The organism is Evansella sp. AB-rgal1 (assembly GCF_041820985.1).
GTDB lineage: Bacteria > Bacillota > Bacilli > Bacillales > Salisediminibacteriaceae > Evansella.
The window spans coordinates 60714-85447 of sequence record NZ_JBGUAU010000010.1; the positions used below are offsets into that span (position 1 = coordinate 60714).

The window sequence follows — 24734 nt, forward strand, 5'->3', positions numbered from 1 at the left end:
GTGCGAAATGTGAGCCAATTTAAGCAAATGTTTCTAACACAACTAAAGTTAACTTTACGGGAAAAGCAAGCTTGGTTCTGGGGGATTTTCTTCCCTGTCATCTTGATGGTCATCTTTATGGTTATTTTCACTTCGGGTAGTGATGATGAGTTTTCTGCTACCGTTGCGATTGTCAACGAGAATCCTAACCCAACATCAGAAATGTTACTACAACAAATCAACCAAATTCCCGTTTTAGTAATAGAAGGTGATGGAACGGTTAATCGAGAAGAAGCCGATGAACTTGTAAAAGAGCAAGATGTTCACGCAGCCATAGTTTTACCAGAAACAGAAGATGTGACCACTCTTTTACTTCTTGTAAATAAAGAGAATGAAAACGGGGTAACGACACAAGCTTTATCAGGAATGCTCGATAAGTTTGTTCAACAAGCGAATCTTTATGCTGTTGGGGCCTCGCCTACTTATGAGTTAGAAATTGAATCCATCACTTCTGGAAATATGGAGTTAAGCGCTACGGATTTCCTCTTAACGGGGATGATTGCATTAGCGATCGCTCAAGGTGGGTTATTTGGAATGGTAGATTTAGTGGAAATGCGTCGCAAAGGGCTCATCAAGCGATTACGAATGACACCAGCGAATATGAACATTTTTGGGTTAAGTGATATGATCATGCGTTTCGTGTTTAGTATCATTCAAATTGTTTTACTATCACTCATAGGTGTGTTCATTTTTGGGGCAAAACTATACATTGACTTCCCAACACTACTCGTTGTGTTCATCGTTGGCGCACTTTCGTTTAATGCGTTAGGCTACTTTTTCTCATCGTTCAGTAAAACAACAGAGGCATATATGGGAGTCGCCAATATTACAAGCTTCCTTATGATGTTCTTGAGCGGTGTTTTCATCCCAATTGAAACAATGCCACAGTGGATCCAACCAGTCTCCAACATCCTCCCACTAACATATTTCGTGGAAGGATTGAGGGAAGCAATGGTCTATTCCAGTAGTATCTTCAACGCCTCCGTTTGGATTGGTATTGGAATCATGATGCTTTGGGGCGTCATTGCATATGTCCTTGGATCTTGGTTTTATAAAACGAAGTCTATTGTAGAAACAAGGTAGAAAGCAGTGGGGACTAAATCCCCACTGTTTTCTATTCTCTTTCCCAAATCAACTTTCTATCGTCAGAACTTTTCCCTTGTAGAAATATCTGGTTCATGTTTGATATGTCAAAGGTATCCATACGTTGGTTGTCACCAAAATCATGACTTATTTCAAATCTACCAGAAGAATAGTGTTTGTTTACAAGCTGATATCTTGGAATAAAATAAAGGGTCTCTTCATCTTCACTATACATAAATTCATAACCATGGAAGCCTAGTGCACTACTTGTTGTATCACCGACAATAGTTAATGTTTCGCCAACAACTTCAACTTCTTGAATGAAGAGTTCATTAGTAGCAACAGGATTAGCCTTGTTTAAAAAATCATAAACAAAGATTCCACACAGAATTGCCAAAAGGATGAAAGCACTACTAATGGAAAAAATGAGACGATTTCTTAGTTTTTTGAATGGCTTTTTCGCTTTTAGACTAGTAAGTTTTTCATTTTCGTCTGTTAAAGACACTTCAGCTCTCATATCATGGAGTATTTCCTTACACGACTGACAATCATTTATATGGTTTTCAATAAATTCCTTGCTTTCATCACTACAAAGACCGTCTATATAGGTAGGCAATAAATCACGAACAATCTCACATTTATGATCCATGGTTATAACCTCGCTCTCTAAGTTTTACTTTTGCTCTATAGAAATTCACTCTTGCCCAGTTTTCATTCTTCCCTTGAATTTCTCCTATTTCTTTAAAACTAAGCCCACCTAATATACGAAGTAGGACAATTTCTTTCAATGGTTCTTCCATCAAGTGAATTATCTTATATAAGGAAATCTTATCTATCGAATTGATATATTCATCTTCAGGAGAAATATAAGTGATTTCTGAATTACTTATTGACGTATGATTCCTATTTTTCTTTTCCTTCTCTAAATATTTATAAAAGGAATGCTTCGCTATTTGACATAACCACACAGACATTTTGCACTCGCCATTATATCTATCGATCGATTTTACAGCCTGATAAAATGTTTCTTGTGTTAGTTCCTCTGACAAATCCGAATTATGAGAAAGACACATTAGATATTTGAAAACTTCATTCGCATATTCATTATATATTTCAGAAATTTCCTCCATGGCTTTTCCCCCTTTCACTTTATATATCCGGAAAAACAAGAATTCGTTACAATAAAAAATAATTTTTTTGTCTAGGATCAAATAGAAACTGTTCTCCTATAGTTATCTATCACTTCATTCTAGTATTATTATAGTCTTTTATTAAACAAAACTACGTTCATAGTTGAACAATACGTTACAACATGAAGGGGGGATTTCATTATGAGAGAGAAAATACGAAGAATTAGGGGCTTTATCGAAACGAAAGCAGGGAACATAACTGCTCCCTGCTTCACTATGTTAATTCTACTGCTGCTCTGTTTAGAATCTCTGCCAACCAATCTCCAGGAATTGCTATGTTATCCATTGACGTAAGAAAAACTACTTCTAATTTCCCACTCCGTTTTCTAATGACTCCAACACAATCATCATCTAACTCTAGCTCTATTACTAAGTTATAATCATCATCTGGGTCATTTACGATAATCGCCTCCCATTCGCTCACATGTACCACCTCTTTCTATATTTATAATTTCTTACAGCCTTCAAGGCACCATCATAATTGACTCTATTTTATCAAGTGGAAACACCGAGAGCCGTTCCCGATGCTTCCTTCAATTTGTTTTTATAGGTTTTTACACTTAGTCGAACGGTCTGAACTAGTTTTTGTACTATTCCAGGGTTCCTATATACTAGATAAATGGCAAAACTAACAATTGTGCAATAAATACTAACAATTAACGTGGGTTTTCTAACAATTATAGCATGAATACTAACAATTACCGCCTGAATACTAACAATTTGTCGAATCGGAAGCACGGAGAACCGTCCCCACTGCTTCCTTATATACTTTCGTTCCCTTTTTTCATTATTTAACAACCACACAATTTCGCCCTGCCTCTTTTGCACTGTATAAAGCTTCATCAGTCCTGTGCAGAATATCTTCTACTTTATCTCCTTCTTGTGATTCTGTTACTCCGATACTTAATGAAATTTGAAGTTTTCCCTTCTCCGTTTCGAATAGATGATTAGCTATAGTTAATCTCAAATTCTCTGCGAAATGTATTGCTTCCTCCACGGTAGTTTTGGCCATCAGTAATACAAATTCCTCTCCACCAAAACGAGCGAGGACATGCCCTGAAAGAATAGTGTCTTTGACAATATTCGCAAACTTACGTAGTATTTCATCCCCAACAAAATGTCCATATTGATCATTTATCTTCTTAAAATAATCTACATCAAATAAAATAAGACAAAAAGGATCTCCAAATTCCCGTGCATTTTCAAACTCTTCCTTTGCTTTTCGGTAAAAATATCTACGATTATAAAGCCCCGTTAATTCATCTGTAACAGCCATTTTCTCCATTTTTCGATACATTATGGCATTATCTATTGCGATATTTGCTTGGCTGATGTATGTGAGCGCTATCTCTGATTCACTCTTAGAGTAATCTATTTCTTTCCTTTCCAATAAAACCATTCCAACGAAAGAATCGTGGAGGTAAATAGGAACAACCATCGTATAATTATTTTTTTGATCGCCTTGCTTGACGATGATAGGGTGAGAATCTTGTTTTAGTTGCTTGATATAAGTCTGTATTTTACTTTCACTTACTTCTTCTTCCATGCATTTTGCTTCACTTGAGATTATCCATTCTATATCACCATTTTTATACATCCATAAGCTTGCCCGGCAATAAGGAACAATTTGCTTCAAGTGCTCTAATATAAGACGTTGTACCTTAGATTCATCCAAGGTAGAACTGATCATGTACATTGCATGTCTTAATAATTCTGATATACGGCTTCTTTCTTTTTCAGAAGCATATTCAATCTGTAACTTATTTGCCCTTTCCTGTTCTTGCATTAAATCTCTAATTTTCGTAAGCATTTGGTTTAACGAATCCCCGAGCATACCGAATTCATCCTTCGATTGAATCGTTACTCTCGCATCCAAGTTCCCTTTGCGAACATCGGACATCGTTAATAATATCTTTTTCAATGGATTGGTAACCCAATAGGCAAGAATAGTAGCCAATAATAAAAGAGATACAGCAAAAAAGAAAACCCCCTGAAGTACCGAATACCAAAAAAGTTCATCCGTTTTTTCTGAAATATAGTCTTCAGGAACGGCAATAATTACTGCCCCACGTTCTACATTTACATCATTCAATACAGGCACTATTGCAGCGGAGTAACTTTTATTCCCCACCACTATATCAATTGGAGATTCGAGATTGTTCTCTAATGCTGTATCAAATATATCCCTATTAAATTCTACCTGAGGAATTTCTTTCGAGTTACTATGAAACAACAATTTCCCATTTCGATCAAAAACAAATGCATAGGAAACTTCAGGATATTTTTCAACCACTTCTTTACATATCTCCTCAAACTGAAATACATCATTAATATTTATCCCTAATGATAATATTCTTTCCAGTTGTTTTTTCACATCATGTCCGATAAGATACATTTCTCTTTCCATTGACTTACTGTACTCTTTACTGAAGAAAAAACCACTAACCAAATTATTTGATCCTATTGTAACTAACAGAATCGCAACGAGTACTAATAGTATCTTGTTTTTTAATTTATTCATCGATTGTTACCCATCCATAACTAGTAACAACCCTTGAACTTAATAATGTCTTACTTTTAATTTGAATACCTAAATCCTCTGCACGAGCTAAGCTAATTAATGGTTCTCCTTTCATAGAAGTACGAATAGGTAGACTATCGGGTCTTTTTCCATCCTCCAGTATTTGCCTAGCTAATAAACCAGCTTCTTTTCCTTGCTCATAACCTGAAACACTAACAACAGATAACGTACCATACGTTACCCTATCCTTCCAAAAACTAAAGTCTGGTAACTTGCTATTTTCTGCTGTCCATTCTAACACGTCTCGATAATGAACATTTTGACCATTACTATCCTCAAATGTAAATATTCCTAACAATGCAATCGCATCCACCTCTGATTGCAGTTCTATGATTCTCTCTTTATACGTTTCAAAAGAATTTATATAATCCCAAGATACAAATGATATATCTTCTATATTTTCAATAGCACTATCCATTCTCTTTCTAACAGGGCCCCACATTGGATCCTCGTCAAAAATAACAGCGATTTTCTCAACATCTGGTACGATTTCCTTCATCAGTCGCAGATTCTCAAGAAAATGTTCTCGCTCTAATACACCAGTTACGTTTGAAGCATTATCATATCCATAAACTGCCGGATCTTCGTTTACAGCTGTAAAAACAATCGGTAGATTAGTATTGGTATAATGCCTAGCCACATATTCTTGTGCGTCATCATCACCAGTAAATAATAAATCTGGTTGCCAAGATTCTATTAGTGCTATTGCTTCCTCTCCCTTTTGCTTCTTTTGTTCTTCTGTACTAAAGTTTTTCGTATCCATTTCAAAAACTTTGTACTCGATATCTATTCCTTCCAGAGCATCCTGAAATCCTTGGTATTGTGTTTCCGTCCATTCCCAAGGAGTATGATAACTCATCACATGAAGTATTTTGAAGCTTTTATTCTCCCCCTCCTCTGACCCACTCTCCATTTCCACAGTTACAGGAGTATATTCCTCGAAATCGTCCCTACACCCAGATACGATGATTATAAAAAAGATGAATAATACAAGGATAAAAATTCTATTTTCTATTACACGCATCATTTAAATTTCTCCTCCCATCGTGCCCTCTATTTTTGTAATGGCAACGGTTAATCTTAGTTGAATGTTGCTACAGATGGTCTTTATTAGAATATGTGAGTTTTATCAAAACCCTCGTAGCAATAAGTGTAGTCAAGATATCTTTTAAGCCAGTTATTGCCCTATTGAATGTGCAGCGAGTGAAGCCAAACCCAAACAAAAAAAGAAGCCGCTTTCAATAAATAGCCGCTTCTCACCCATAGCATGATGCGTTCGGCGATCCAGCCACCATAGTTTTACCCTTAGGCCTGTGATTTTGCGCCCCTGATTTTCATCAGGTTTGCCAGTTTCGTGCATATTTATCTAATTCCTAGTTATATTAATATTTTACTATAACTACAAGAATTTAAATAGAACTTTTTACCTATGTAACTGTAAAAAAATGATTATTTCCGGAAGCAGTGGGGACGGTTCCTACTGCTTCCTTCGGTTAGCGAAGTAATACAAAAAAGGAAGCTATTTAATATTAGCTCCCTTTTCAAAATATTTAGGTTACAAATTAACACTTTAATTCACTGTAATTTTTACTGAGTCTTTTTCTTTTCTGAAATAAATGTATTACGAAGCGTTCCAACCTCTTTTATTTCACATTCTATCGTATTACCAGCAGAGACAAATTCAGCCCCTAGAGGACTCCCCGTTAAAATGACATCTCCCTTTTTTAACGTCATTACACTAGAAAGATACGATATCATCTTTCGAATGGGAACAATCATTAACTCCGTTGCACTGTTTTGCTTTTCCACATTATTTAATCTTGCTTCCACTCTTACGTTAAATGGATCTAACTCTGTTTCTATAACAGGGCCTAATGGAGTAAACGTATCAAATGACTTCCCTATTATCCAGTGTCCGTCTTCACGGAAAAATTGAGGTGCTGTAACATCATTCCCCACGGTATATCCAAATACATAGTCTAAAACATCTTCTTCGGCAACATTCTTTGTATCTTTTCCAATGACAACAGCCAGCTCAGATTCGAATTTAACCTCGTCAATAGAATGAGGGATCACAATTTCATCTTCAGGACCGATTACGGAAGATGTAGGTTTAAAGAAAAAAACTGGGATTTCAGGTAGTGTCGCTGGTATTTCTTCTACTTTAGATACATAATTTGCTCCGATACCAATAATTTTATTTGGCACTAGTGGTGATAGTTGCTTAACCTCTTGTAACGAGTATGTTTCACCTGTAAATTCCCACGCTTCAAACATATCACCTGATATCTCTTTGATAACATTATTTTCAATTTCAATAACACCTTGAAGAACACTTGAACCATTGCTAAATCTAGTAAACTTCATCTCAGTTTCATCTCCTAAAATTAGAATCTTACATTATAATACTACTATATCATCAATCCCCCCTTCTTTAGTTACACTTTCTTCATGATTATTCAAAAAAGGAGTGGGTTCTCAAGTTTCCTTAAAGGAACGAAATAAGGGAACATACCTATTGGTACTCCTCAAAGGAGCGGTTAAAGGCAACACTTGTCTACAGCACCATACTTTTTTATCCACTGGGGCCATTCACTTCATTCCTGTTGTATGGAACACCAATACTAATTAATCAAAAAGCATGCTATAGCAAAAATACTAAGAATAGTTACTATTGTTTTACTTACTCTGAACGTTTTATCCTTTCCACTTTTTCGATCGAGTTGATATATGTAATTAATGATTAAATTTAACCCAATGAAAGGTAGAATATTTCCTCGGAAATTATCTACAATTGTCAAAAGTTTAATAAGATTAGTTGAATTTATGATGATCCCTCCCCAGCCAAATACCATATTAATAGATGCGACCTTATCACTATGTAATCTCAGCATGTTCCTGATTTATCTATTAGTTTCTCCCAGACCTCGATGGTGAGGGAAAGGTAGACTAACAATGATGACAAAAAAAAGGAAGCAGTGGGGACGGTTCTCTTGCTTCCGGCGGTCATTAAAGTGTTTCCTCTAGAATCGTTAATATAGTATGAACTATATTAACAGAATAACGTCCTTCTGATTCACCAAGTAATTCTGGACAAAGAACTCTCCCTTCGGTGGAGCAAGAAAACAATGGGTACTAGGCAACATAGTAAAAGCATATGTCTCTTTTTATTTTCAATTACTACCACCCTACCAAATATTGTATAGTTCACTATATAATATCACATTATTATCTAGAGGTTGTATTTTTATGGAATTGATTCCTAAAAAAGGTGACTGGCGCCTAATGCATAAATGCTTTAGGTGACAGCCACCTTTTTCTACGATGCTTTCTCACAACACTCTACTTTTTTCATGAAGGACTTTTAATTCATCTTCTATTCATTTAGTCGTTTTTCTAATGGAGCGAGGTCCTTTGATAGATTCACGGTTCCCCCCTGTGTTCCAATCATTCAATCTTTATGGGGACTCGTTTCGTTAATCTACGAATGACCCACAGACCTACCACCAGCAGCACAACTGTTGTAACCATCGCAAAAGGAAGCGATAGATCAGGTAGAGGAATCTGAATAAATCCAAAGAATTGCAATGAACTGCCCCTTTCCCAACCCATATCCGTCAGACCAACATATATTATCGCAGAAATAATCGAAATTGCTCCGCCAATACCACCATACCGATAAAATCCGATACTAATAAGCCAGCCGGCCACAAAGTACGCAAGCCCTGATAAACTATATCCTACAAACGGCACCAACCAAACTGATTCCGTACCTAAAACATCACCATGACTCGTATTCGGCACGTAGGTCGTAACCATTCCAACAAGAAGGAGGACACCTTGTAAGACACTAGCTATCGCCATTATACCAATCACTACCCCACCAGCTCCAACAACCGTTCCTATAAAATAATCCTTTCTCGTAATCCCATTCCCAACGTAATAACCTAGAAATGCAAAGCACGACAAGATTCCAATTACCAACATGAATATTTTCGTTGGCTGAAAAATAAACGCAAGGAAATGAATATGATCCACATCCGTCACAAACCTAGGAATAACGAGAGAGACCACAAAGACAATCCCGACGAACCATATAGCCCACTTCATTTGCGTAAAAAACAAATCACTAGATACCTTAACCGCAGTAGAGGCGTCCTTAAGAAAACCTACTTCCCGACCAGACCCACGATTCACACCACTTATACCACTCATACCTTATCCTCCTCGCCTGTTAAGTGTATAAACAATTCCTGAAGAGAAACTGGCCCCACATCTAAACCGAGTTTCGCCGCTTCCAACTGAGTTTCATCGCTTAATTCGCCGTATACCATCACTGATTTTGTATCTCCAAGCTGCTGAGTTTTCAATTTCTTAACCCCAGTTCCCATACTTGCTACAAACGAATCGACGGACGTAGACGCCCCAATAACCGATGCACCACGACTAATAAACGCGTCATACTGTTCATCAATTAGCAACTGACCATCGTGAAGCAACAAAACATGATCAAACAAATACTCCATCTCCGATACCAAATGGGTTGATAGAATCATCGTCCTTGGATGTCGTGCCTGCTCCTCAATCACTTCCTGGTAAAACAACTCCCGTGTCGGGGCATCCATCGCTAAATATACCTCATCCAAAATCGTCACTGGTGTCCTACTTGCCAACCCCAATATCGAGTTCAACGCCGACTGCTTCCCACTAGAAAGTGTCGATATCGCCTTATCCAAAGGAACCTTAAAACGCCTCGCCAACTCTTCCGCATATTCCCGATCAAAGAAAGGACGATACCTCTCCGCAAACTCCAAATAACCCTTTACCTTTTCATCTTCGTCACTATAATCGGTATCATAGACAAAACCTACATGTGGCATCACCATCCTATTTTCAAACGGATCCTCCCCACCGATTAAAAGCTCTCCAGATGACGGATCCCGATAGGATGCTAACAACGACAACAAACTCGTTTTCCCTGCTCCGTTTCGTCCTAGTAGTCCGTACGTTTTCCCATGCTCAAGTGTAAACGAAATATCCTTCAACACATCGGTATCTTTCAACTTCACCCCTACATTTTTCGCCTCAACATTCAGTCTCATGATAACCGCTCTCCTTTCAACCGTTTGATAATGTCCGTAATTTCTCGCTCCGACAAACCAAGTTTCTCCGCCTCCTGAATCATCGGCACAACAAACTCATCCTCAAACACATACTTTCGGCTCTCCACTAGCATTTCTCTCGCACCCTCTGCAACGAACATCCCAACACCCCGCTTCTTATAAATAATCTCCTCATCTACCAACAAATTAATTCCTTTTGAAACCGTAATATGATTCACCTTATAAAATTGAACCATCTGTGTCGTTGAAGGAATTTGATCATGCTCCTTTAACTGACCCTTTACAATCTGATCCTCAATCCATTCCTTAATTTGCATGAAGATCGGCTTCTTGTCATGAAACGGATGAACCAACGACATCACCACCTCTATACACATATAGTTATATATATAAGCATATAACCTTTCAGGAATTTGTCAAGCCAAAAAGGAAGCATTGGGGACGGTTCCCCTGCTTCCTTCGTATAACGAAATATTAGAAAAAAATGCCTTATCTCCAAGTCCTTAATGGCGAAGCCTTAGTTTCCCTTATACTTTAGGCGGCGCTTAGTTAAGTTAAATTTTCTTAAAAGTATAAAAAAGGTACCTACCTCCGAGTACGATTATGCTTTCGCTGTACTCGAGTGCAGGTACCTACAACTTTTTCTTTTAATTCTCATAAAATCTTATCCCGAAAATCAATATTACTGGCCATAGTTCCCCCTACCTTTTTAACTTTATTATTTCACAGAAGGGTTCTACTTTGGAGAAACAGTCAAATCGGTTTCATCCTATAAATAGAAAACCTTCCAGATGGAGCGATATTCCTACACTACACGAGTGTTAATCTCTGTACTTAGTTATTCACACATCATCAAAACATTTCCATCTGGATCCTTAAAATTGAACCAATGACCATTCTCAATACTTGTTGTTAATTGTACATTTTTTTGTTTCATATATTCATAAGCACGATTGATATTATCTGTATAGAACTGAAATGCAGGAACTTTATATATGTTTTCTGGTGCGTAAATTTTACTATCTAGTACGATGTTAGGTCCCTCTAAAGGTAGGACATATATGTGGTCAAAATAAATGTCTCCCTCAGTAGATAATCCTAAAAGGTCACAATACCAATCACGGGCGCTTTTAATATTACTTACAGGAATGAAAACTCCACCTAGTTTATTAGTTATCGAACTCATACTGTTTCCCCCTATATATAGTATCCGTTATACATTCTACATACGTTGGAATATTACCTTCCCACCAAGTGGAACGATTCGTTTATTGTTGTATTCAGAGAACCGATAGGTTATTTAACCTCAAGTGAAGAACAATCTGAATCCATTTGTCTGCAGCACAGCTTTCATAGTTATCGAGGAACCGACCTCACCTTCAGCAATACATTGATTAAGTAATTAATTGTTATCTTAAAAAAAACTTAAACGAGGCTGAGACAAAAGTGTTTTCAGCAAAGAGAAATCCGAACGAAATGATTCTTGATGTACTATTCGCTACAGAAATATACTTCGCTTTCTGCGGGCGGCTTGTGAACCGCCAAGCGCTTAAGCACTCATGGGGTCTCACCCTTGCCTTTAGATCCCGTCGGAGTCTTCGGATATTTCCTCCGCTAAGGTTACCTATCGTTCGTCTTTTCAATGTTACACTTTCGTTATGTCCCAGCCTCGTTTAAGAAAAAAACGAGAAACTGCACAAAGGTAACCTAATTGCCCTAAACAACATATCAAATCTTCCAGCAACAAATTTCATTATCGGAATATAACTTTGTGTGAATAGTCGCGATTATTCTAATTTTAAAAAATCATTAGAAAATTATGAATCAACAATATTCTATTGCTTAATACGTAATCATTAAGCTTATTTTTTGTAATATAATTATTTTTGTAATATATTCAATAGAGTGATCATACATTTCTAGTTTATTTAAGGTGCGACTTTAAGATCATTTACTTGTATCAAAACAAAAGAATTTATGGATAGGAAGGCGAAAGTATGTTGAGTTGGAAGAATTTAAAAATGAAAAGCAAGATTTTAGTACTAGTCTTTTTTGTTTCTTTTCTCCCATTAATAGCTATTAGTGCATTCTTTTATAGTGGAGCAAAGGAAAACATCACGAATGAGGTTATAAATGGAAATAAAGTGTTTCTAGAGTTAACAAAATCAAAGATAAACAATTATTTTTCTGAACGGGCGGGTGACGGAGAAGTATTTTCAATTTCCTTACATGATGATATTGAAAGATTTCATAGTTATGAACGAGGTAGTACAGAATGGATTGACGAATATGACAACCTACATGAAATTCTATCAACTGCATTAGGTGTATACGACTTTACTAATATTTATTTAACCAACGAATTTGGAGAAATCACCTATGCCACCGTTGAAAGTGGTATTGAAGGTTCAGATATATCAAACCGAGACTATTTTCTAGCAGCATCCAATGGAAATCAGTATTGGACAGAATTGTTTTATTCTGATGTTTATTATTCCAATGTAAAAGTGTTATCCACTCCAGTATACGCTAATGGTAAATCTGGAAACTTTATAGGTACGTTTAATATTTTATTAGACCAGGATGCCATTTCTACATTGGTACATAATGAGATCCACCGTATAGGACAAAGTGGGGATGCTTACTTAATTGGTGCTGACGGATTATTATATACTGATACAAGACTTGGTGATTATTCAGAAGATAGTGCATTAAACGTAACTATTAATACAAAAGCAGTAGAGATGCTAAGAGATCCGATTAATAATCAAGAGATGAACTTTGAGTTTACAGGGATTTATCCTGACTATCTAGGTAATGATGTAATTGGAGCAGTTGGTACTGTTCTCATAGGCGATGATGTGTTAGGTTTAGTCATAGAAGTGGATGTGGAAGAAGCATTCAGTACGCTAACTCAACTACGAAACTATGTAATTGCTACTGCTGTTGGGATAATCATTATCAGTTTATTATTATCCCTTTGGATATCGACTAAGATGAGCAAAGAAATAAATTATGTTCGCAATGAATTAGATATTTTAGCATCTAATGGTGGGGACTTAACACAAAAGATTAATATAACAAGCAATGATGAAATCGGACAGCTTGCAGGCGCAACAAATAAATTTATTGAGAATGTAAGAGATATTGTTAAAAATGTGATGCAAAGTGCGGAGCATTCTGCGGCATCTTCTGAGCAATTAAATGCTAGTGCTGAAGAGATTGCGCAATCCTCTAATCAAATTGCATCATCGATTCAAGAGATTTCTGATGGGGCACAGAAGCAAAATGATTTAGCACTTAATACACTCTCTCTTGTAGAAGAATCTATGAAACATGTTGATGAAGGAAATAGAAAGGTTACACAAACATTAGCAAATGCTGAAACCTCAACAACAATTGCTAAACAAGGGGAACAAGCTATTAATGACGCAATTAAGCAATCGGATGAAATGAAACGAACAGTAGAATCAGCTTCGAAATCAGTAAATACACTGGGAAAACACTCCCGTGAAATTAGTGGCATTATTACGATTATTACTGATATAGCTGCACAAACAAATTTACTTGCACTTAATGCAGCAATCGAAGCAGCTCGTGCAGGCGAGCAAGGAAAAGGATTTGCTGTTGTAGCTGATGAAGTCCGTAAGCTAGCTGAACAGTCAAGTAATTCCGCTGGACAGATCACTAGTTTAATTAAAAATATTCAAGAAGAAACCTCTACGACCGTGGAATTAATGAATGATAATTTGCATGCTGTTGATTTGCAAGTAGCTCTAATTGGAAAAGGAGGAGAATCTCTAGAAGCGATTGTAAAACAGGCGGAAGATACAGAATTAGATGCCAAAACTACAAAAGATATTTTTGATCTCCTTTTCTCTAACATCCAGAATGTCCTTTCATCAACTCAAGAGATTTCTAGTATTATACAAGAAACAGCGGCTTCTTCTCAAGAGGTTGCTGCAGGAGCAGAAGAACAAACAGCCACAGTCGAGGAGATAACAGCAAGTTCAAATGAATTAGTCAAGATGGCTGAAGCTTTAAATGAGGAAGTTAAGAAATTTAAAGTATAATAATGTATTGCTATGTCAGGTATTGAAAAGAAAATATGGTTGGCCTCCTCCATTATGTAATATCTTTACTAATTGGGGAGGCTTTTTCTATAAAGTATTCTCAGAGTTCTTTCCGTTTTTCATGAAGAACTTTCATTTCATCTTCTATTTCATTTAGTCGTTTTTCTAATGGCGCGAGGTTTCCTTTGATAGATTCAAGCTTTTCTAAGTTATTTTGTAACTGTATATATTCATCTTTTAGTTCTACAATGGCTTCTTCTATTTGCTTTTTATCCATGCATATCACCCTTTTTGTATAACTTTCGGCATATATTTTCCCGCAATATATGCCTTCCACTGATAAATTAACACCTTACATATCTGCGTTTAAAACCAAGTCTTCCTCTATCCAATTCCTTTTGAATCGTTTCGTAGGCGTGTAGGAAACTGCTTTTTTTATTGTCTCTTTTCATTTCCACAATACCTACTTCTTTTGCAGTTCCCAGTGCTTTTTCATGTTGTGGAATATAGGAAGTTCCCACAGATAACAAAAAAGTATTCATCGCAGATTTCGTCCGCTCTGGCGCATTATGAATGGTATTTTTCACAATATCAAGCATATCGGAAATCTTGCTTTCTGAAAACTCGTGGTCTTTGCGATTCCCTAAAAGCCAGCAGTAACAACTCCAGCCCGCTGACATTCTTAACTCGTCTCCACTAGCTATCCATTTATCAGCAACCTCTTGTGCAATATCTGCTTCCGCCAATGTAACTGCTACCACATAATCAGACAACATATAAAAATATGCCCCATCTATCCATCGCTCAAAGTCCGCCACTGACATTGCTTTTGGATCGGCAATAATCCCTGCAAAATACATTGCATCATAGTTTCCTGTGGCATAAAGCTCTTCTGCTAAAGGTTGATTTATTTTAATTTCTTTAGCTATCGGTTTCATAGCTCCTGTTGCCACTCCAAAGAGTGGTTCCTTCGCACCATTGGATATGTAAGTTTTTTTCGTTCGTTCCTTACCGAGAGCTTCAAGCTCCAGCATCACTGTTTCAAAATCCATTCTAATCTACCTCCCTACTATTTCTGCTCTCTATATTGTAACTAATTCCCTACTCTATTCAAACTTAATTATACCAGGAAGCACCGGGGACGGTTCTCCTGCTTCCTTCGAATACCGAAGAAAATGAAATAGTACACCAACCGATATTACCAGAACAAAAAAGTAACTGTTCAAGAGTGTTGGTTAGTTACTTATATCTCTTTTTTTCTAGGAATGTAAATGGATTCTCTTTGTTTTTGCTGAAATATGTGTGTTGCTAATAATGATATAATCAAGACTAATTCCGAAACATTTCCCATCGCTTTGCTGTGGAAAGGGTTTGCTAAAAGTCCAACAACTCCCATTAGAACAAGCCCTATGAATAGCCATTTCCACCCTTGTTTTCGCCAAAGAAGAATGGAAGTAAGGAGAATAGTTAGGGTTACAATGATGATCATGAATGGGGCGCCTGTCTTGTTTACTCTTGTGTAGCTTAATACGCCATTTTGCCAAACTGCTTGAAGCTCTATACCAAAGAGGGGAATGACTTCGAGTAATATGATCGTCCCTGTCAGAAAGATGACGGTACATGTTGCTACAGATGTCTTTATCCAGGTTACGTCTGCTGATCGTAATGTTTGCCAGACAAATGGGATTAGTAATGGGGTGAATAGGGCGTGCATCCAATATCTTGGTACATTCAACGATTCCAGAAGCGCTCCTTGTCCAATATATCGTCCAAGTGCGAGAATGCTATTGTCGTACATTAAAGCTGCGATGACAAGTAATAGAAATATGGAACATAATGCCCAGCGTTTCTTGAAGGCAGCATATATTCCAAATGCTAAGAGTAGACCGTATACAAAAGATAAGGAGAAATAAATGGCCGTGTCCATCGGAATCACTCGCTTTTCACTGAAATGAAATTTAGAATAGGGTGCCCTATAGTGGAGGGATTTATCAGTAGGAAGCAGTTGGGGCGGTTCGTGCTTCATTCAGTTATCGAGGGAAATATATCTCCTCAATAAAAAGACCTACCTGTATTACAGTAATGCTGTACCGTACTTTGATCAGCAACCTTACTACTTTGTGATAGTCAACTTGAATTTACTCATAACGTTTAACAATCTCTTTTTTTAAGGTATTCATTAAATATGAAAAATAGAAAAGACCGTTAGTGCTGGTAACACAAACGGCCCTTAATTTCTATGTCTTTAAATGGAATATGCACAGTAATCAAAAGCATATCCATTGAGCCGTGAACACATACTTGTGAAGTATGTTTTATGTTTAAAGGTCCACATTCCTCCGTGGAATTAGACCATACTTTTTTTACATGTATTCCCAAAAAGGATGCAGCAAAAACCGTCCTCAATAGATGTGGTTCCTGTCCTATAAAAAAAAGAATGTAACTTTAAAGAAATCCGTTGACCATTCACGAAACAACGACTCCGTGATAACCTAATTCTTGCTGTATAAATGGACCTGCCTTCTAGCCAAGTTCCCTTTGCTGATGTCAGGTCCTATACAGTCCTACTAATTACTAGGATGAAGCTTGCATATTCCTCATTATATTCACAAATTGTTCTAATACAGCCCCATCTAAGTTCCCAGAATTAACTAAAATAACCAAAATGAAAAGAACCAAGCTAGTGTTATCTGTAAAGACCTTTGTTGTGTTGTTCCCAATATCACCAAAGGTTATATAGTCAATATCTTGTCGCTTCTGATTTTGCAGTTGGAGTTGATCTTGTAACTGAAGTTGTTCTTCTAATTGTGCTTGAATCTGTCTTTGTTCCTGCTGTATTGCTCCTAATAGTTTTTCTATTTTAGCAAGGTAGAGAATTTCTAGCATATCTATCAATCCACCTCCTCCATCCTTTTTTCAAAACAAAGGTGGGATTATTAGCTGTCTGAGTTAGAGAACAATTGATTAAACAGTCCCGTTCCACCACCTAAGCCAATAAAGATGATAATGATAATTAAAAATGTATTGTTTGTGTTGACATGCGTTCTGTTATTACCGATGTCACCAAACTTGATTTCATCCTTATCTACTTGCTTTTGACCTTGGCTTTGATCTTGGTTCTCTAACTGGTTCTGTAGTTGGTTCTGTAGCTGGTTTTGAAGTTGCTTTTGCTCTTGAAGCTGTTCTTGAACATCCTCTAGTAGTTGCTTCACACGAGTTATATCAATATCAGAATTTAGACCCATTTTTTTCCTCCTAAACTATATTTAAGGGGGGGATTCCTTATACATTACAGACTATGTCCAATATAAAAATTAGTATAGGAGATTAAATCAGTAGATTAGTGGATTTTTCATAATAATTTTTATATACTCACTAGACTTTGGGTAGATGGTGATAGATTGAAATGGGGAGCATCTTTTATCTCCCCTTCACCAATATGTCGTCCAAGTCCGAGAATGCTATTGTCGTACATTAAAGCTGCGATGACAAGTAATAGAAATATGCCCAGCGTTTCTTGAAGGCAGCATATATTCCAAATGCTAAGAGTAGACCGTACACAAAAGATAAGGAGAAATAAATGGCCGTGTCCATCGGAATCACTCGCTTTTCACTGAAATGAAATATAGAATACGGTGCCCTATAGTGGAGGGATTTGTCAGGATATCCTACGACAAGGATTCCTATGGAGTGTGCTCTGGCACGATGCGTATTCACTCATTAAGTTCTGGGCAAGTTTTGAAATATGAACGCATCAGCTTTGTGAAATCCTTTAAAGAAGTTCAACTCTTATAATATAAGAAGCGCAAGGCGCCCTCTCAGGACCGAAATGTAAATGTTCTGGACGATAAAAAGTGCTTTTTACTTTTTAATCGGCCAGGTTATTTGACACGAGGTCCTGGCGCCTGGAGCTAGACACCTTTCTAAGTTCAAAAAAATTTTATAAATTCTTATCTTTTTAGAAAAACTTGGCTTATCGCCAAGTCCTTAATGGCGAAATCCTTAGTTTTTCTTACACTTTAATCCTTTAGTGAAGTTAAACATTCTAAAAGTACAAAAAAGTGCCAGCCACCCGCTGTCCTACATAGGGTTCTGGCACTTATACTTATTTAACGATTCTCAGCATTGAATTAGCATTTCCTTGAAATTCGTACCTTGATTTTATTTCTTCTACAAAGTACCCTGTTCCTTGGAGATAACAGATAATTTCATCTAGAAATTCATATCTCTTCCCCTCCAGGTCAACTAAAGGAAATAGTCTAACTTCCCCTTTCGTTACCCTTAACAACTCATGTAAAGTTTCCATATGGAATGGATAATCTAATCTATCTGCGTATGTAAATAAAAAATGTGCTGATAGTAAAATATCAAATTCTTCATCCCTATATGGTAGAATCGGTAAACTTACGGGAACATATCTTTCTCTATAATCTTTCATGTCGTTTGCACAGTCTTCTAATGTTAGCATTCGATGATCCAAATACTCGCGAAACGTCCTGCCGATAAAAATAATCCGCTCTAAATCTAACTTTGTCCTCTTCTCCACTTTACTCAACTAAGCTCAACTCTTCTAAAAGATTACATCGCAATTGGAAATGTTAGCCTTCTATCTGGTCGAGATAGTCGCAAAGTGAGAGAACTGTTTCTATCTATCCCTCCACTTTCTTAAACATAATCCACTTAATAGATAGACCTGGCTTTACATCTTCCAATCTCAATTCGTGAAAACCTTCTTCCAATTTTACTTTATCTAATTTTAGCTGGATCCACTGACCATCTGTACCGCTAGATTGCACTGTCGTCATTACCTTACCATTTAGAATAATATTACATGCGCTTTGCGAAACATCGGAATGGGGCGACATGAGATTCACAAAGATCCGATATGTGCTTGACTTACTCACTTTAACGTAGGTTGATTGAGTTCCTGAAGGATGTAACTTAACTTGTTCATCTAGTTGTTCATATTTTTCAAGAGAAAGAGACATATTTGCTTCAAATGTCTTCACCGCTCCTACCATCACTAACTCTCTGGAAAAAACAGGTGCCTGCATTATGAATGTACATATATTCATCGCAGAACGCTGCAATTCACCTCTTGTTAACGTGCCGTTTTCTAAAGAGGCTATTGTATTATCATTAGAGGAATTCACTTCTGCACCATAATTATTTACAACCATATAAAGGTCATTTTGCGCACGAATCATCCAGTTCGTGAGCGTTGTATCCTCAGACCCTCCATGAACAACATCGTTCATTTTTGCCCACCAATCGGTCATGACAATCCCTTCAAATCCCCATTCCTTTCGAAGAACGGTTGTATTTAAATCATAATTTGATGCAGCCCAATGTCCATTAATAGGATTATAGGAAGTCATGATGGAGTTCGCACTTCCTTCTTTTACAACCATTTCAAATCCTTTTAAATAAATTTCTCGTAACGCACGCTCGGAGACAACAGCATCTACCTTCGTACGATATTTTTCCTGATTATTACAAGCGAAGTGTTTCAACGTAGCATTAGCCCCACCTCTTACAACACCACGAGTACAAGCAATTCCAAAGGCTCCAGTTATAAGGGGATCTTCCGAGAAATATTCGAAATTACGTCCATTTAGTGGGCTTCTTCTAATATTCATTCCTGGGCCAAGCAACACATCTATGTCGTTGCTAACTAACTCCTTTCCTTCCATAACATATAATTCTTCCACTAACGATGTATCCCACGTTGCTGCTAGTAATGTTCCAATAGGTACTTGCGTTGCTTGATGACCACTGTCCATCCGAATACCTGAAGGACCGTCTGCCGTACAAGTAGCTGGAATACCGAAATGAAGTAATCGATCACTCACTCCCCCAAACGCTGAGGCAGTTCCAGGTGTTACCAATGGACTGCTCATCCCTTCTCCCCTAACAATCGTGGCCAAGTCATCATCATCCAATTGGGCTATAAATGTTTCCATTGTCACTTGCCCATCAAGAACATCCCTTAGCTTATAACCCAAATCTCCTGTTTGCGGAAAGGTAGTAGGTGTGTTCTTCTCAATCCTTTCCATTAATGATATTCTTCGTTTTGGTACATTTAAATAAGTAAGCTCGTAGGAACCATCTTCTTTTTGATGACCTGGCATCATTCGTTTCAAGGATTCCGTTGGCGCTAAAGCTTCTTTCAGTTGTTCCACTATTTCTAACCTCTCTACCTCATAGCTACGTTTCCCATCTACACTCACCCTTGTTACATTCCTTACGCTATTCCCTAAAAATACGTTATACTTCCCTGCTTCAAGTACATAAGCTGAAGGATGGCCTGTTACTCCCCCATCATCATAGGAAGCCATAGAACGAACAGGGAACCGAATGGTTAAGCGCTCCGATTCACCAACTTGTAGTAACTTCGATTTCTTAAATGCTACCAACACTTTCGCAGGCTTCCCCAACTTCCCTTGTGGAGCTTCCACATACACTTGAACAACTTCTTTTCCTGCAAAACTTTCCCCGCTATTTTTTACAGTAACATCCAGTTCAATATGTTTCTCCCCTTGGACCTCAACGACTGTTGCATCTTCAGCGTCTATAGTAAAGTCTGTGTACGATAATCCGAAGCCAAATTCATATTGAACTCGATTTGGACGAAATGTTTCGAAATAGCGGTACCCCACATATATATCCTCTTCGTAAAAATTGCTGATCTCATTTCCATAATTCTTTGTTGATGGATAATCATCAATAGAATAAGCTATAGTATCCGTTAACTTCCCACTTGGGGTCACATCACCAACTAAAACATTAGAGATTGCATTTCCACCTTCCATCCCACCGTGCCACGCATAAAGAACAGATTGAATCTGATATTCATCTAACCAGCTCATATCAATGATATTAGATACATTTAGAACAACAACGATCTTATCAAAATGAGACGAAACAAGCTTTATCATCGCTATTTCATTTTTTGTTAATAAATAGCTACCAGGCTCATTGGCATTATCTTGATCTTCTCCTGCAGTCCGGCCTATGACGATGACCGCTTTATTCGAATGTTTGCTTGCTTGAGACACGACTGTATTAGATAATGGCATTTCTTTTTGATGCCATGGCTCAGCAGCCCAGCCCCCACCCCCATCATCAAATGGGTTATCCTCTATCCAAGCTTCATAAATCTTTGCTAATTCTTCATTAACAATTACTCCCTCTTTTTTTCGAAGAGAATCTAAAAGATTGGTTGTATAAGGAACGTGTACGCTCCCACCTGATCCTGTTCCACTTCGGTAATAGTTCACTTGCGTTCTACCGAAAATGGAAACCACATCTTCTTTTTGGAACGGAAGTACCTGCCCTTCATTCTTAAGTAATACTGCTCCATCTGCTGCTACTTTTCTACTAAATTCAGCAAATCCTTGTAATGGAATTCCGTACTGTTTCATTCAGTATAATCTCCCTTCCTAACTTGATAAAATTTCTAGAGTTCCCATCTTCTTTTTTACTCGGTTGCAAGCGAGCATAGTAAACCACATCATGAATGTTGCAATGATACTACCGAAGACCAATATTGTAAGACCTGGAATAATGGTAAAAATGAAATATGCTCCTATTATTCCAGTAGCCATAAAAAGGATGATATGTGGATTAATGAAGGAAATAAGGATACATTGTTTAAAATAGTCGAAGAACTTCAGTTCAAACTCCACATAAACTGGAACACTTATTAAAACCACTGATATATAAAACATACCAATAAACACGAAAGTAAAGGTTAACATTGTGTTCATCATACCTGATATTGTTCCTAATAAAGTATACGCAACTAGCAACACATAGCCAAATATCCCCAAAAGCAGGCCAATAAAATTAGATGGAAAGAATTGCTTTTTATAAGTGGAAACAAACGTTTTTATCAATGGTACAGTCGCTTCTTTTTTCAACAGCTTTCGAATAACGGTAAACATGGCGACCGTTGCAGGCATAAACCCAAAAACGATTATGCCAATGATCGTAAAACACAGCCACAATATGTTAAGTAGTGCTAACCTCATAATCCAGTCAGCAATTGTATATGATGGTGAATCTAGCCAACTTCTTTGCATATCTATCACCTTCTTTTATCAGCTTTGATAGGGCTAGCAATCTTGATTGTAATAGGTCCGCCTCTTAGAAGACGACGGACACAGTAATTTACAAAGGAGGGAACGGTGTGCCTAGTCATCTTCCTCTCATATTGAAACCGTGAATTCAGTGGAAGAAGAATTCGGTACAAGTTTACTACCGAGAGTAGTTTTTCCCACACTCATACCATCTGCTTCCCTAACAGAATCTATTCCCCGTAATACAATACTCCAAGGTCTTTCCGGTTTTCTATTGAACGTCACTTTGAACGATGTATCACTTCGATCAACCGTCACCGTATACACTTCGGTTCCTTTTACATCCCTTATTGTTGTGGTTGCAGATACAGCTTCAAATACATGTAGTTCAACCTCGTTGCTATAATCATAATCAGGTTTCGTATCAACTTTCCCAACAGCAATGATACTATTTGGACGAACATAGAGCGGGATACTAACATAGTCATGCTCTTCTTTGAACCATTTTCCACCTTCTACTTTTTCATTCGTAAGGTAGTTTGTCCATACACCTTCTGGTAAATAATAAGAAACCACTCCATCCTCACTAAATATTGGGGCAACAAGTAACGATTCTCCTAACATGTATTGGCGATCTAAATAGTCGCAAGTTGGATCATCCGGGTATTCTAACAGCATAGCACGCATCATCGGAAGCCCCTTACCAGAAGATTGAACCGCTTCATTATATAAGTACGGCATTAACGAACATTTTAACTTCGTGAAATATCTTACAACATCAACGGATTCCTCATCATAAATCCAAGGTACACGGTACGATTTACTTCCGTGAAGCCGACTATGGCTAGATAGGAGACCGAATGCTGCCCATCGTTTATACAAATCAGCCGGTGCAGTGCTCTCAAATCCACCAATATCATGACTCCAAAAACCGAATCCAGATAATCCTAACGATAATCCGCCACGAAGACTCTCTGCCATGGATTCGTACGTAGCATCACAGTCCCCACCCCAATGTACTGGGAATTGTTGCCCTCCCGCTGTTGACGAACGTGCAAATAGAGTTGCTTCTCCAATCCCACGTTTTTCCTCAAGCAGTTCAAAAACAACTTTGTTATATAAGTAAGCATAGTAATTATGCATCTTTTTCGGGTCGGAACCATCGAAATACACAACGTCTGTAGGAATTCTTTCCCCAAAGTCTGTTTTAAAGCTATCCACACCCATATCCATCAAGCGTTCTAAGTGAGAGTTATACCATTTGCACGCTTCTGGGTTAGTAAAGTCCACAATTCCCATTCCAGGCTGCCATTTATCCCACTGCCATACATCCCCATTCTCCTTTTTCAGCAAATATCCTTTTTCCATAGCCACATCAAAAAGAGGAGATTGTTGAGCAATATATGGGTTAATCCATACACAAATATTTAAACCCTTTTCTTTCAAACGCGCTAGCATTCCCTTAGGATCTGGAAAAACCTCTTTATCCCACTCAAAATCGCACCACTTTAAGGCTTCCATCCAGAAGCAATCAAAATGGAAAACACGAAGTGGAATATCTCGATCTGCCATACCATCCACAAAAGAATTCACTGTATCTTCATCATAGTTTGTCGTAAAGGACGTTGTTAGCCATAACCCAAAGGACCACGCCGGCGGAAGAGCTGGCTTACCTGTTAATGTTGTATAATTTTCCAATACTTCTTTCGTAGAATTACCACCAATAAGAAAATACTCTAGCGATTCCCCTTCTACACTAAACTGAATCTTAGATACTTTTTCTGATGCTAATTCAAAAGACACATTTTCAGGATGATTAACAAACACACCGTAGCCACGATTAGATAAGTAAAAAGGCACATTTTTATACGATTGCTCTGAGCTTGTTCCTCCATCTTTATTCCACGTATCTACAACTTGACCATTCTTTATAAATGGAGTGAATCGCTCACCTAGTCCGTATACGTTTTCCCCTACTCCCAAGCCAAGTTCCTCACGCATGTACGTGTTTTTCTCTGAATCTGTTACATAGGCTATCCCTTTAGAGCTACTTGAAGTAATTAGCTCCTCTTTATAAAAATAGTGAGTGCCCCAATCACCTTTTTTATTCAATTGTACTTTAAGATTTCCACTTACCAAAGAAACGAGATCAGCATTTTCGTCTATCGTAATTTCCTGATTTTCTTGCTCATAAATAGGAAAAGCAGGTATTTGAGGTTTTCTTCCCTTATGATGCATCACCTTCACACGAATTACATCTTTCATAGGGGAAGAGTAAGTCACCGTAAGTAAAGGTACATCCAATTGCGCTCCTCTATTCGATATATCATAAGGAGTCACAAAAGCAGTTAACGATTGATTGTCATGAGTCGTTTTAAATAAAGATGCACCTGTAATAAGAGTGAAGCCCTCTCTTATTAACCAATTTCCGTCTGTAAATTTCATCGAAATGTCCTCCTTTTTTAGTTACCACACATTAGGTACGTAAAATATTAACAGGCATAATTAACAATGAAGGTGACTTAAAAGGTGTATAACGAACCTTTCAAGCCACCCTGTTGATT

At 37.5% G+C, this 24734-nt stretch carries 22 protein-coding genes and 1 riboswitch; of the genes, 2 read left to right on the forward strand and 20 right to left on the reverse strand.

Annotated elements, in window-relative coordinates:
- Positions 1-1122, forward strand: a complete 1122-nt coding sequence (locus ACERII_RS10260) for an ABC transporter permease (protein ID WP_373642086.1) — start codon at positions 1-3, stop codon at positions 1120-1122.
- A gap of 31 nt (positions 1123-1153) precedes the next feature.
- On the opposite strand, the gene ACERII_RS10265 is transcribed toward ACERII_RS10260, so the two are convergent.
- From ACERII_RS10265 to ACERII_RS10315, 11 genes are all read right to left on the reverse strand, one after another.
- The gene (locus ACERII_RS10265) at positions 1154-1771 is read right to left on the reverse strand and encodes a zf-HC2 domain-containing protein (protein WP_373642088.1); all 618 of its coding nucleotides are present in this window, start codon (positions 1769-1771) and stop codon (positions 1154-1156) included.
- Entirely contained in the window at positions 1761-2252 is a 492-nt protein-coding gene (locus ACERII_RS10270) for an RNA polymerase sigma factor (protein WP_373642090.1), read from the reverse strand. The genes ACERII_RS10265 and ACERII_RS10270 overlap by 11 nt, the downstream gene beginning before the upstream one ends.
- Positions 2253-2526: 274 nt before the next feature.
- Positions 2527-2736, reverse strand: a complete 210-nt coding sequence (locus ACERII_RS10275; RefSeq protein WP_373642091.1) for a hypothetical protein — start codon at positions 2734-2736, stop codon at positions 2527-2529.
- 71 nt (positions 2737-2807) lie between these two features.
- A complete protein-coding gene (locus ACERII_RS10280) occupies positions 2808-3050 on the reverse strand; it encodes a hypothetical protein (protein ID WP_373642093.1) in 243 nt (80 codons plus the stop codon).
- A 49-nt stretch (positions 3051-3099) separates the two neighbouring features.
- Complete coding sequence (locus ACERII_RS10285; protein WP_373642094.1) at positions 3100-4833, reverse strand: diguanylate cyclase; 1734 nt, start codon at positions 4831-4833, stop codon at positions 3100-3102.
- A complete protein-coding gene (locus tag ACERII_RS10290; protein WP_373642096.1) occupies positions 4826-5920 on the reverse strand; it encodes an ABC transporter substrate-binding protein in 1095 nt (364 codons plus the stop codon). The genes ACERII_RS10285 and ACERII_RS10290 overlap by 8 nt, the downstream gene beginning before the upstream one ends.
- Before the next feature lie 248 nt (positions 5921-6168).
- A riboswitch (cyclic di-GMP riboswitch) is annotated at positions 6169-6251 on the reverse strand.
- A gap of 229 nt (positions 6252-6480) precedes the next feature.
- Positions 6481-7260: a fumarylacetoacetate hydrolase family protein gene (locus tag ACERII_RS10295; RefSeq protein ID WP_373642098.1), complete on the reverse strand. Its 780-nt coding sequence runs from the start codon at positions 7258-7260 to the stop codon at positions 6481-6483.
- 1080 nt (positions 7261-8340) lie between these two features.
- Positions 8341-9108: a hypothetical protein gene (locus ACERII_RS10300; protein WP_373642099.1), complete on the reverse strand. Its 768-nt coding sequence runs from the start codon at positions 9106-9108 to the stop codon at positions 8341-8343.
- The gene (locus ACERII_RS10305; protein WP_373642101.1) at positions 9105-9995 is read right to left on the reverse strand and encodes an ATP-binding cassette domain-containing protein; all 891 of its coding nucleotides are present in this window, start codon (positions 9993-9995) and stop codon (positions 9105-9107) included. Before ACERII_RS10305 ends, ACERII_RS10300 begins: the two co-directional genes overlap by 4 nt.
- Entirely contained in the window at positions 9992-10375 is a 384-nt protein-coding gene (locus ACERII_RS10310) for a GntR family transcriptional regulator (RefSeq protein ID WP_373642103.1), read from the reverse strand. Before ACERII_RS10310 ends, ACERII_RS10305 begins: the two co-directional genes overlap by 4 nt.
- A 479-nt stretch (positions 10376-10854) precedes the next feature.
- Positions 10855-11202 (reverse strand): VOC family protein, encoded by a 348-nt coding sequence (locus tag ACERII_RS10315; RefSeq protein ID WP_373642105.1) that lies wholly within the window; start codon positions 11200-11202, stop codon positions 10855-10857.
- 835 nt (positions 11203-12037) lie between these two features.
- Between ACERII_RS10315 and ACERII_RS10320 the strand changes: the two genes are divergently transcribed.
- Positions 12038-14089: a methyl-accepting chemotaxis protein gene (locus tag ACERII_RS10320; RefSeq protein ID WP_373642107.1), complete on the forward strand. Its 2052-nt coding sequence runs from the start codon at positions 12038-12040 to the stop codon at positions 14087-14089.
- 100 nt (positions 14090-14189) lie between these two features.
- Here the strand turns inward: ACERII_RS10320 and ACERII_RS10325 are convergent, their stop codons facing one another.
- From ACERII_RS10325 to yicI, 9 genes are all read right to left on the reverse strand, one after another.
- The gene (locus ACERII_RS10325; protein ID WP_373642109.1) at positions 14190-14366 is read right to left on the reverse strand and encodes an SE1832 family protein; all 177 of its coding nucleotides are present in this window, start codon (positions 14364-14366) and stop codon (positions 14190-14192) included.
- Between the two features lie 67 nt (positions 14367-14433).
- On the reverse strand, positions 14434-15141 hold the full coding sequence (locus ACERII_RS10330) for a DNA alkylation repair protein (RefSeq protein WP_373642111.1): 708 nt from the start codon (positions 15139-15141) through the stop codon (positions 14434-14436).
- Positions 15142-15332: 191 nt separating this feature from the next.
- Positions 15333-16016, reverse strand: a complete 684-nt coding sequence (locus tag ACERII_RS10335) for a hypothetical protein (RefSeq protein WP_373642113.1) — start codon at positions 16014-16016, stop codon at positions 15333-15335.
- Between the two features lie 647 nt (positions 16017-16663).
- Positions 16664-16984, reverse strand: a complete 321-nt coding sequence (locus ACERII_RS10340) for a hypothetical protein (RefSeq protein ID WP_373642115.1) — start codon at positions 16982-16984, stop codon at positions 16664-16666.
- A 41-nt stretch (positions 16985-17025) separates the two neighbouring features.
- Positions 17026-17334 (reverse strand): hypothetical protein, encoded by a 309-nt coding sequence (locus tag ACERII_RS10345; protein ID WP_373642117.1) that lies wholly within the window; start codon positions 17332-17334, stop codon positions 17026-17028.
- Between the two features lie 860 nt (positions 17335-18194).
- Complete coding sequence (locus ACERII_RS10350; RefSeq protein ID WP_373642260.1) at positions 18195-18635, reverse strand: hypothetical protein; 441 nt, start codon at positions 18633-18635, stop codon at positions 18195-18197.
- 103 nt (positions 18636-18738) lie between these two features.
- Entirely contained in the window at positions 18739-21513 is a 2775-nt protein-coding gene (locus ACERII_RS10355) for a glycoside hydrolase family 3 protein (RefSeq protein ID WP_373642118.1), read from the reverse strand.
- Positions 21514-21531: 18 nt separating this feature from the next.
- Complete coding sequence (locus ACERII_RS10360; RefSeq protein ID WP_373642119.1) at positions 21532-22173, reverse strand: YesL family protein; 642 nt, start codon at positions 22171-22173, stop codon at positions 21532-21534.
- A gap of 126 nt (positions 22174-22299) precedes the next feature.
- The gene (yicI, locus tag ACERII_RS10365) at positions 22300-24615 is read right to left on the reverse strand and encodes an alpha-xylosidase (protein ID WP_373642120.1); all 2316 of its coding nucleotides are present in this window, start codon (positions 24613-24615) and stop codon (positions 22300-22302) included.
- Between the last annotated feature and the right edge of the window lie 119 nt (positions 24616-24734).

What these genes read in the sequence shown, in the direction of transcription:
- ACERII_RS10265 (WP_373642088.1), bottom strand. Translation starts at nt 1,771, where the DNA reads ATGGATCATAAATGTGAGATTGTTCGTGATTTATTGCCTACCTATATA.
- ACERII_RS10270 (WP_373642090.1), bottom strand. Translation starts at nt 2,252, where the DNA reads ATGGAGGAAATTTCTGAAATATATAATGAATATGCGAATGAAGTTTTC.
- ACERII_RS10285 (WP_373642094.1), bottom strand. Translation starts at nt 4,833, where the DNA reads ATGAATAAATTAAAAAACAAGATACTATTAGTACTCGTTGCGATTCTG.
- ACERII_RS10290 (WP_373642096.1), bottom strand. Translation starts at nt 5,920, where the DNA reads ATGATGCGTGTAATAGAAAATAGAATTTTTATCCTTGTATTATTCATC.
- ACERII_RS10295 (WP_373642098.1), bottom strand. Translation starts at nt 7,260, where the DNA reads ATGAAGTTTACTAGATTTAGCAATGGTTCAAGTGTTCTTCAAGGTGTT.
- ACERII_RS10300 (WP_373642099.1), bottom strand. Translation starts at nt 9,108, where the DNA reads ATGAGTGGTATAAGTGGTGTGAATCGTGGGTCTGGTCGGGAAGTAGGT.
- ACERII_RS10305 (WP_373642101.1), bottom strand. Translation starts at nt 9,995, where the DNA reads ATGAGACTGAATGTTGAGGCGAAAAATGTAGGGGTGAAGTTGAAAGAT.
- ACERII_RS10310 (WP_373642103.1), bottom strand. Translation starts at nt 10,375, where the DNA reads ATGTCGTTGGTTCATCCGTTTCATGACAAGAAGCCGATCTTCATGCAA.
- ACERII_RS10315 (WP_373642105.1), bottom strand. Translation starts at nt 11,202, where the DNA reads ATGAGTTCGATAACTAATAAACTAGGTGGAGTTTTCATTCCTGTAAGT.
- ACERII_RS10320 (WP_373642107.1), top strand. Translation starts at nt 12,038, where the DNA reads ATGAAAAGCAAGATTTTAGTACTAGTCTTTTTTGTTTCTTTTCTCCCA.
- ACERII_RS10325 (WP_373642109.1), bottom strand. Translation starts at nt 14,366, where the DNA reads ATGGATAAAAAGCAAATAGAAGAAGCCATTGTAGAACTAAAAGATGAA.
- ACERII_RS10330 (WP_373642111.1), bottom strand. Translation starts at nt 15,141, where the DNA reads ATGGATTTTGAAACAGTGATGCTGGAGCTTGAAGCTCTCGGTAAGGAA.
- ACERII_RS10335 (WP_373642113.1), bottom strand. Translation starts at nt 16,016, where the DNA reads ATGGACACGGCCATTTATTTCTCCTTATCTTTTGTATACGGTCTACTC.
- ACERII_RS10345 (WP_373642117.1), bottom strand. Translation starts at nt 17,334, where the DNA reads ATGGGTCTAAATTCTGATATTGATATAACTCGTGTGAAGCAACTACTA.
- ACERII_RS10355 (WP_373642118.1), bottom strand. Translation starts at nt 21,513, where the DNA reads ATGAAACAGTACGGAATTCCATTACAAGGATTTGCTGAATTTAGTAGA.
- ACERII_RS10360 (WP_373642119.1), bottom strand. Translation starts at nt 22,173, where the DNA reads ATGCAAAGAAGTTGGCTAGATTCACCATCATATACAATTGCTGACTGG.
- yicI (WP_373642120.1), bottom strand. Translation starts at nt 24,615, where the DNA reads ATGAAATTTACAGACGGAAATTGGTTAATAAGAGAGGGCTTCACTCTT.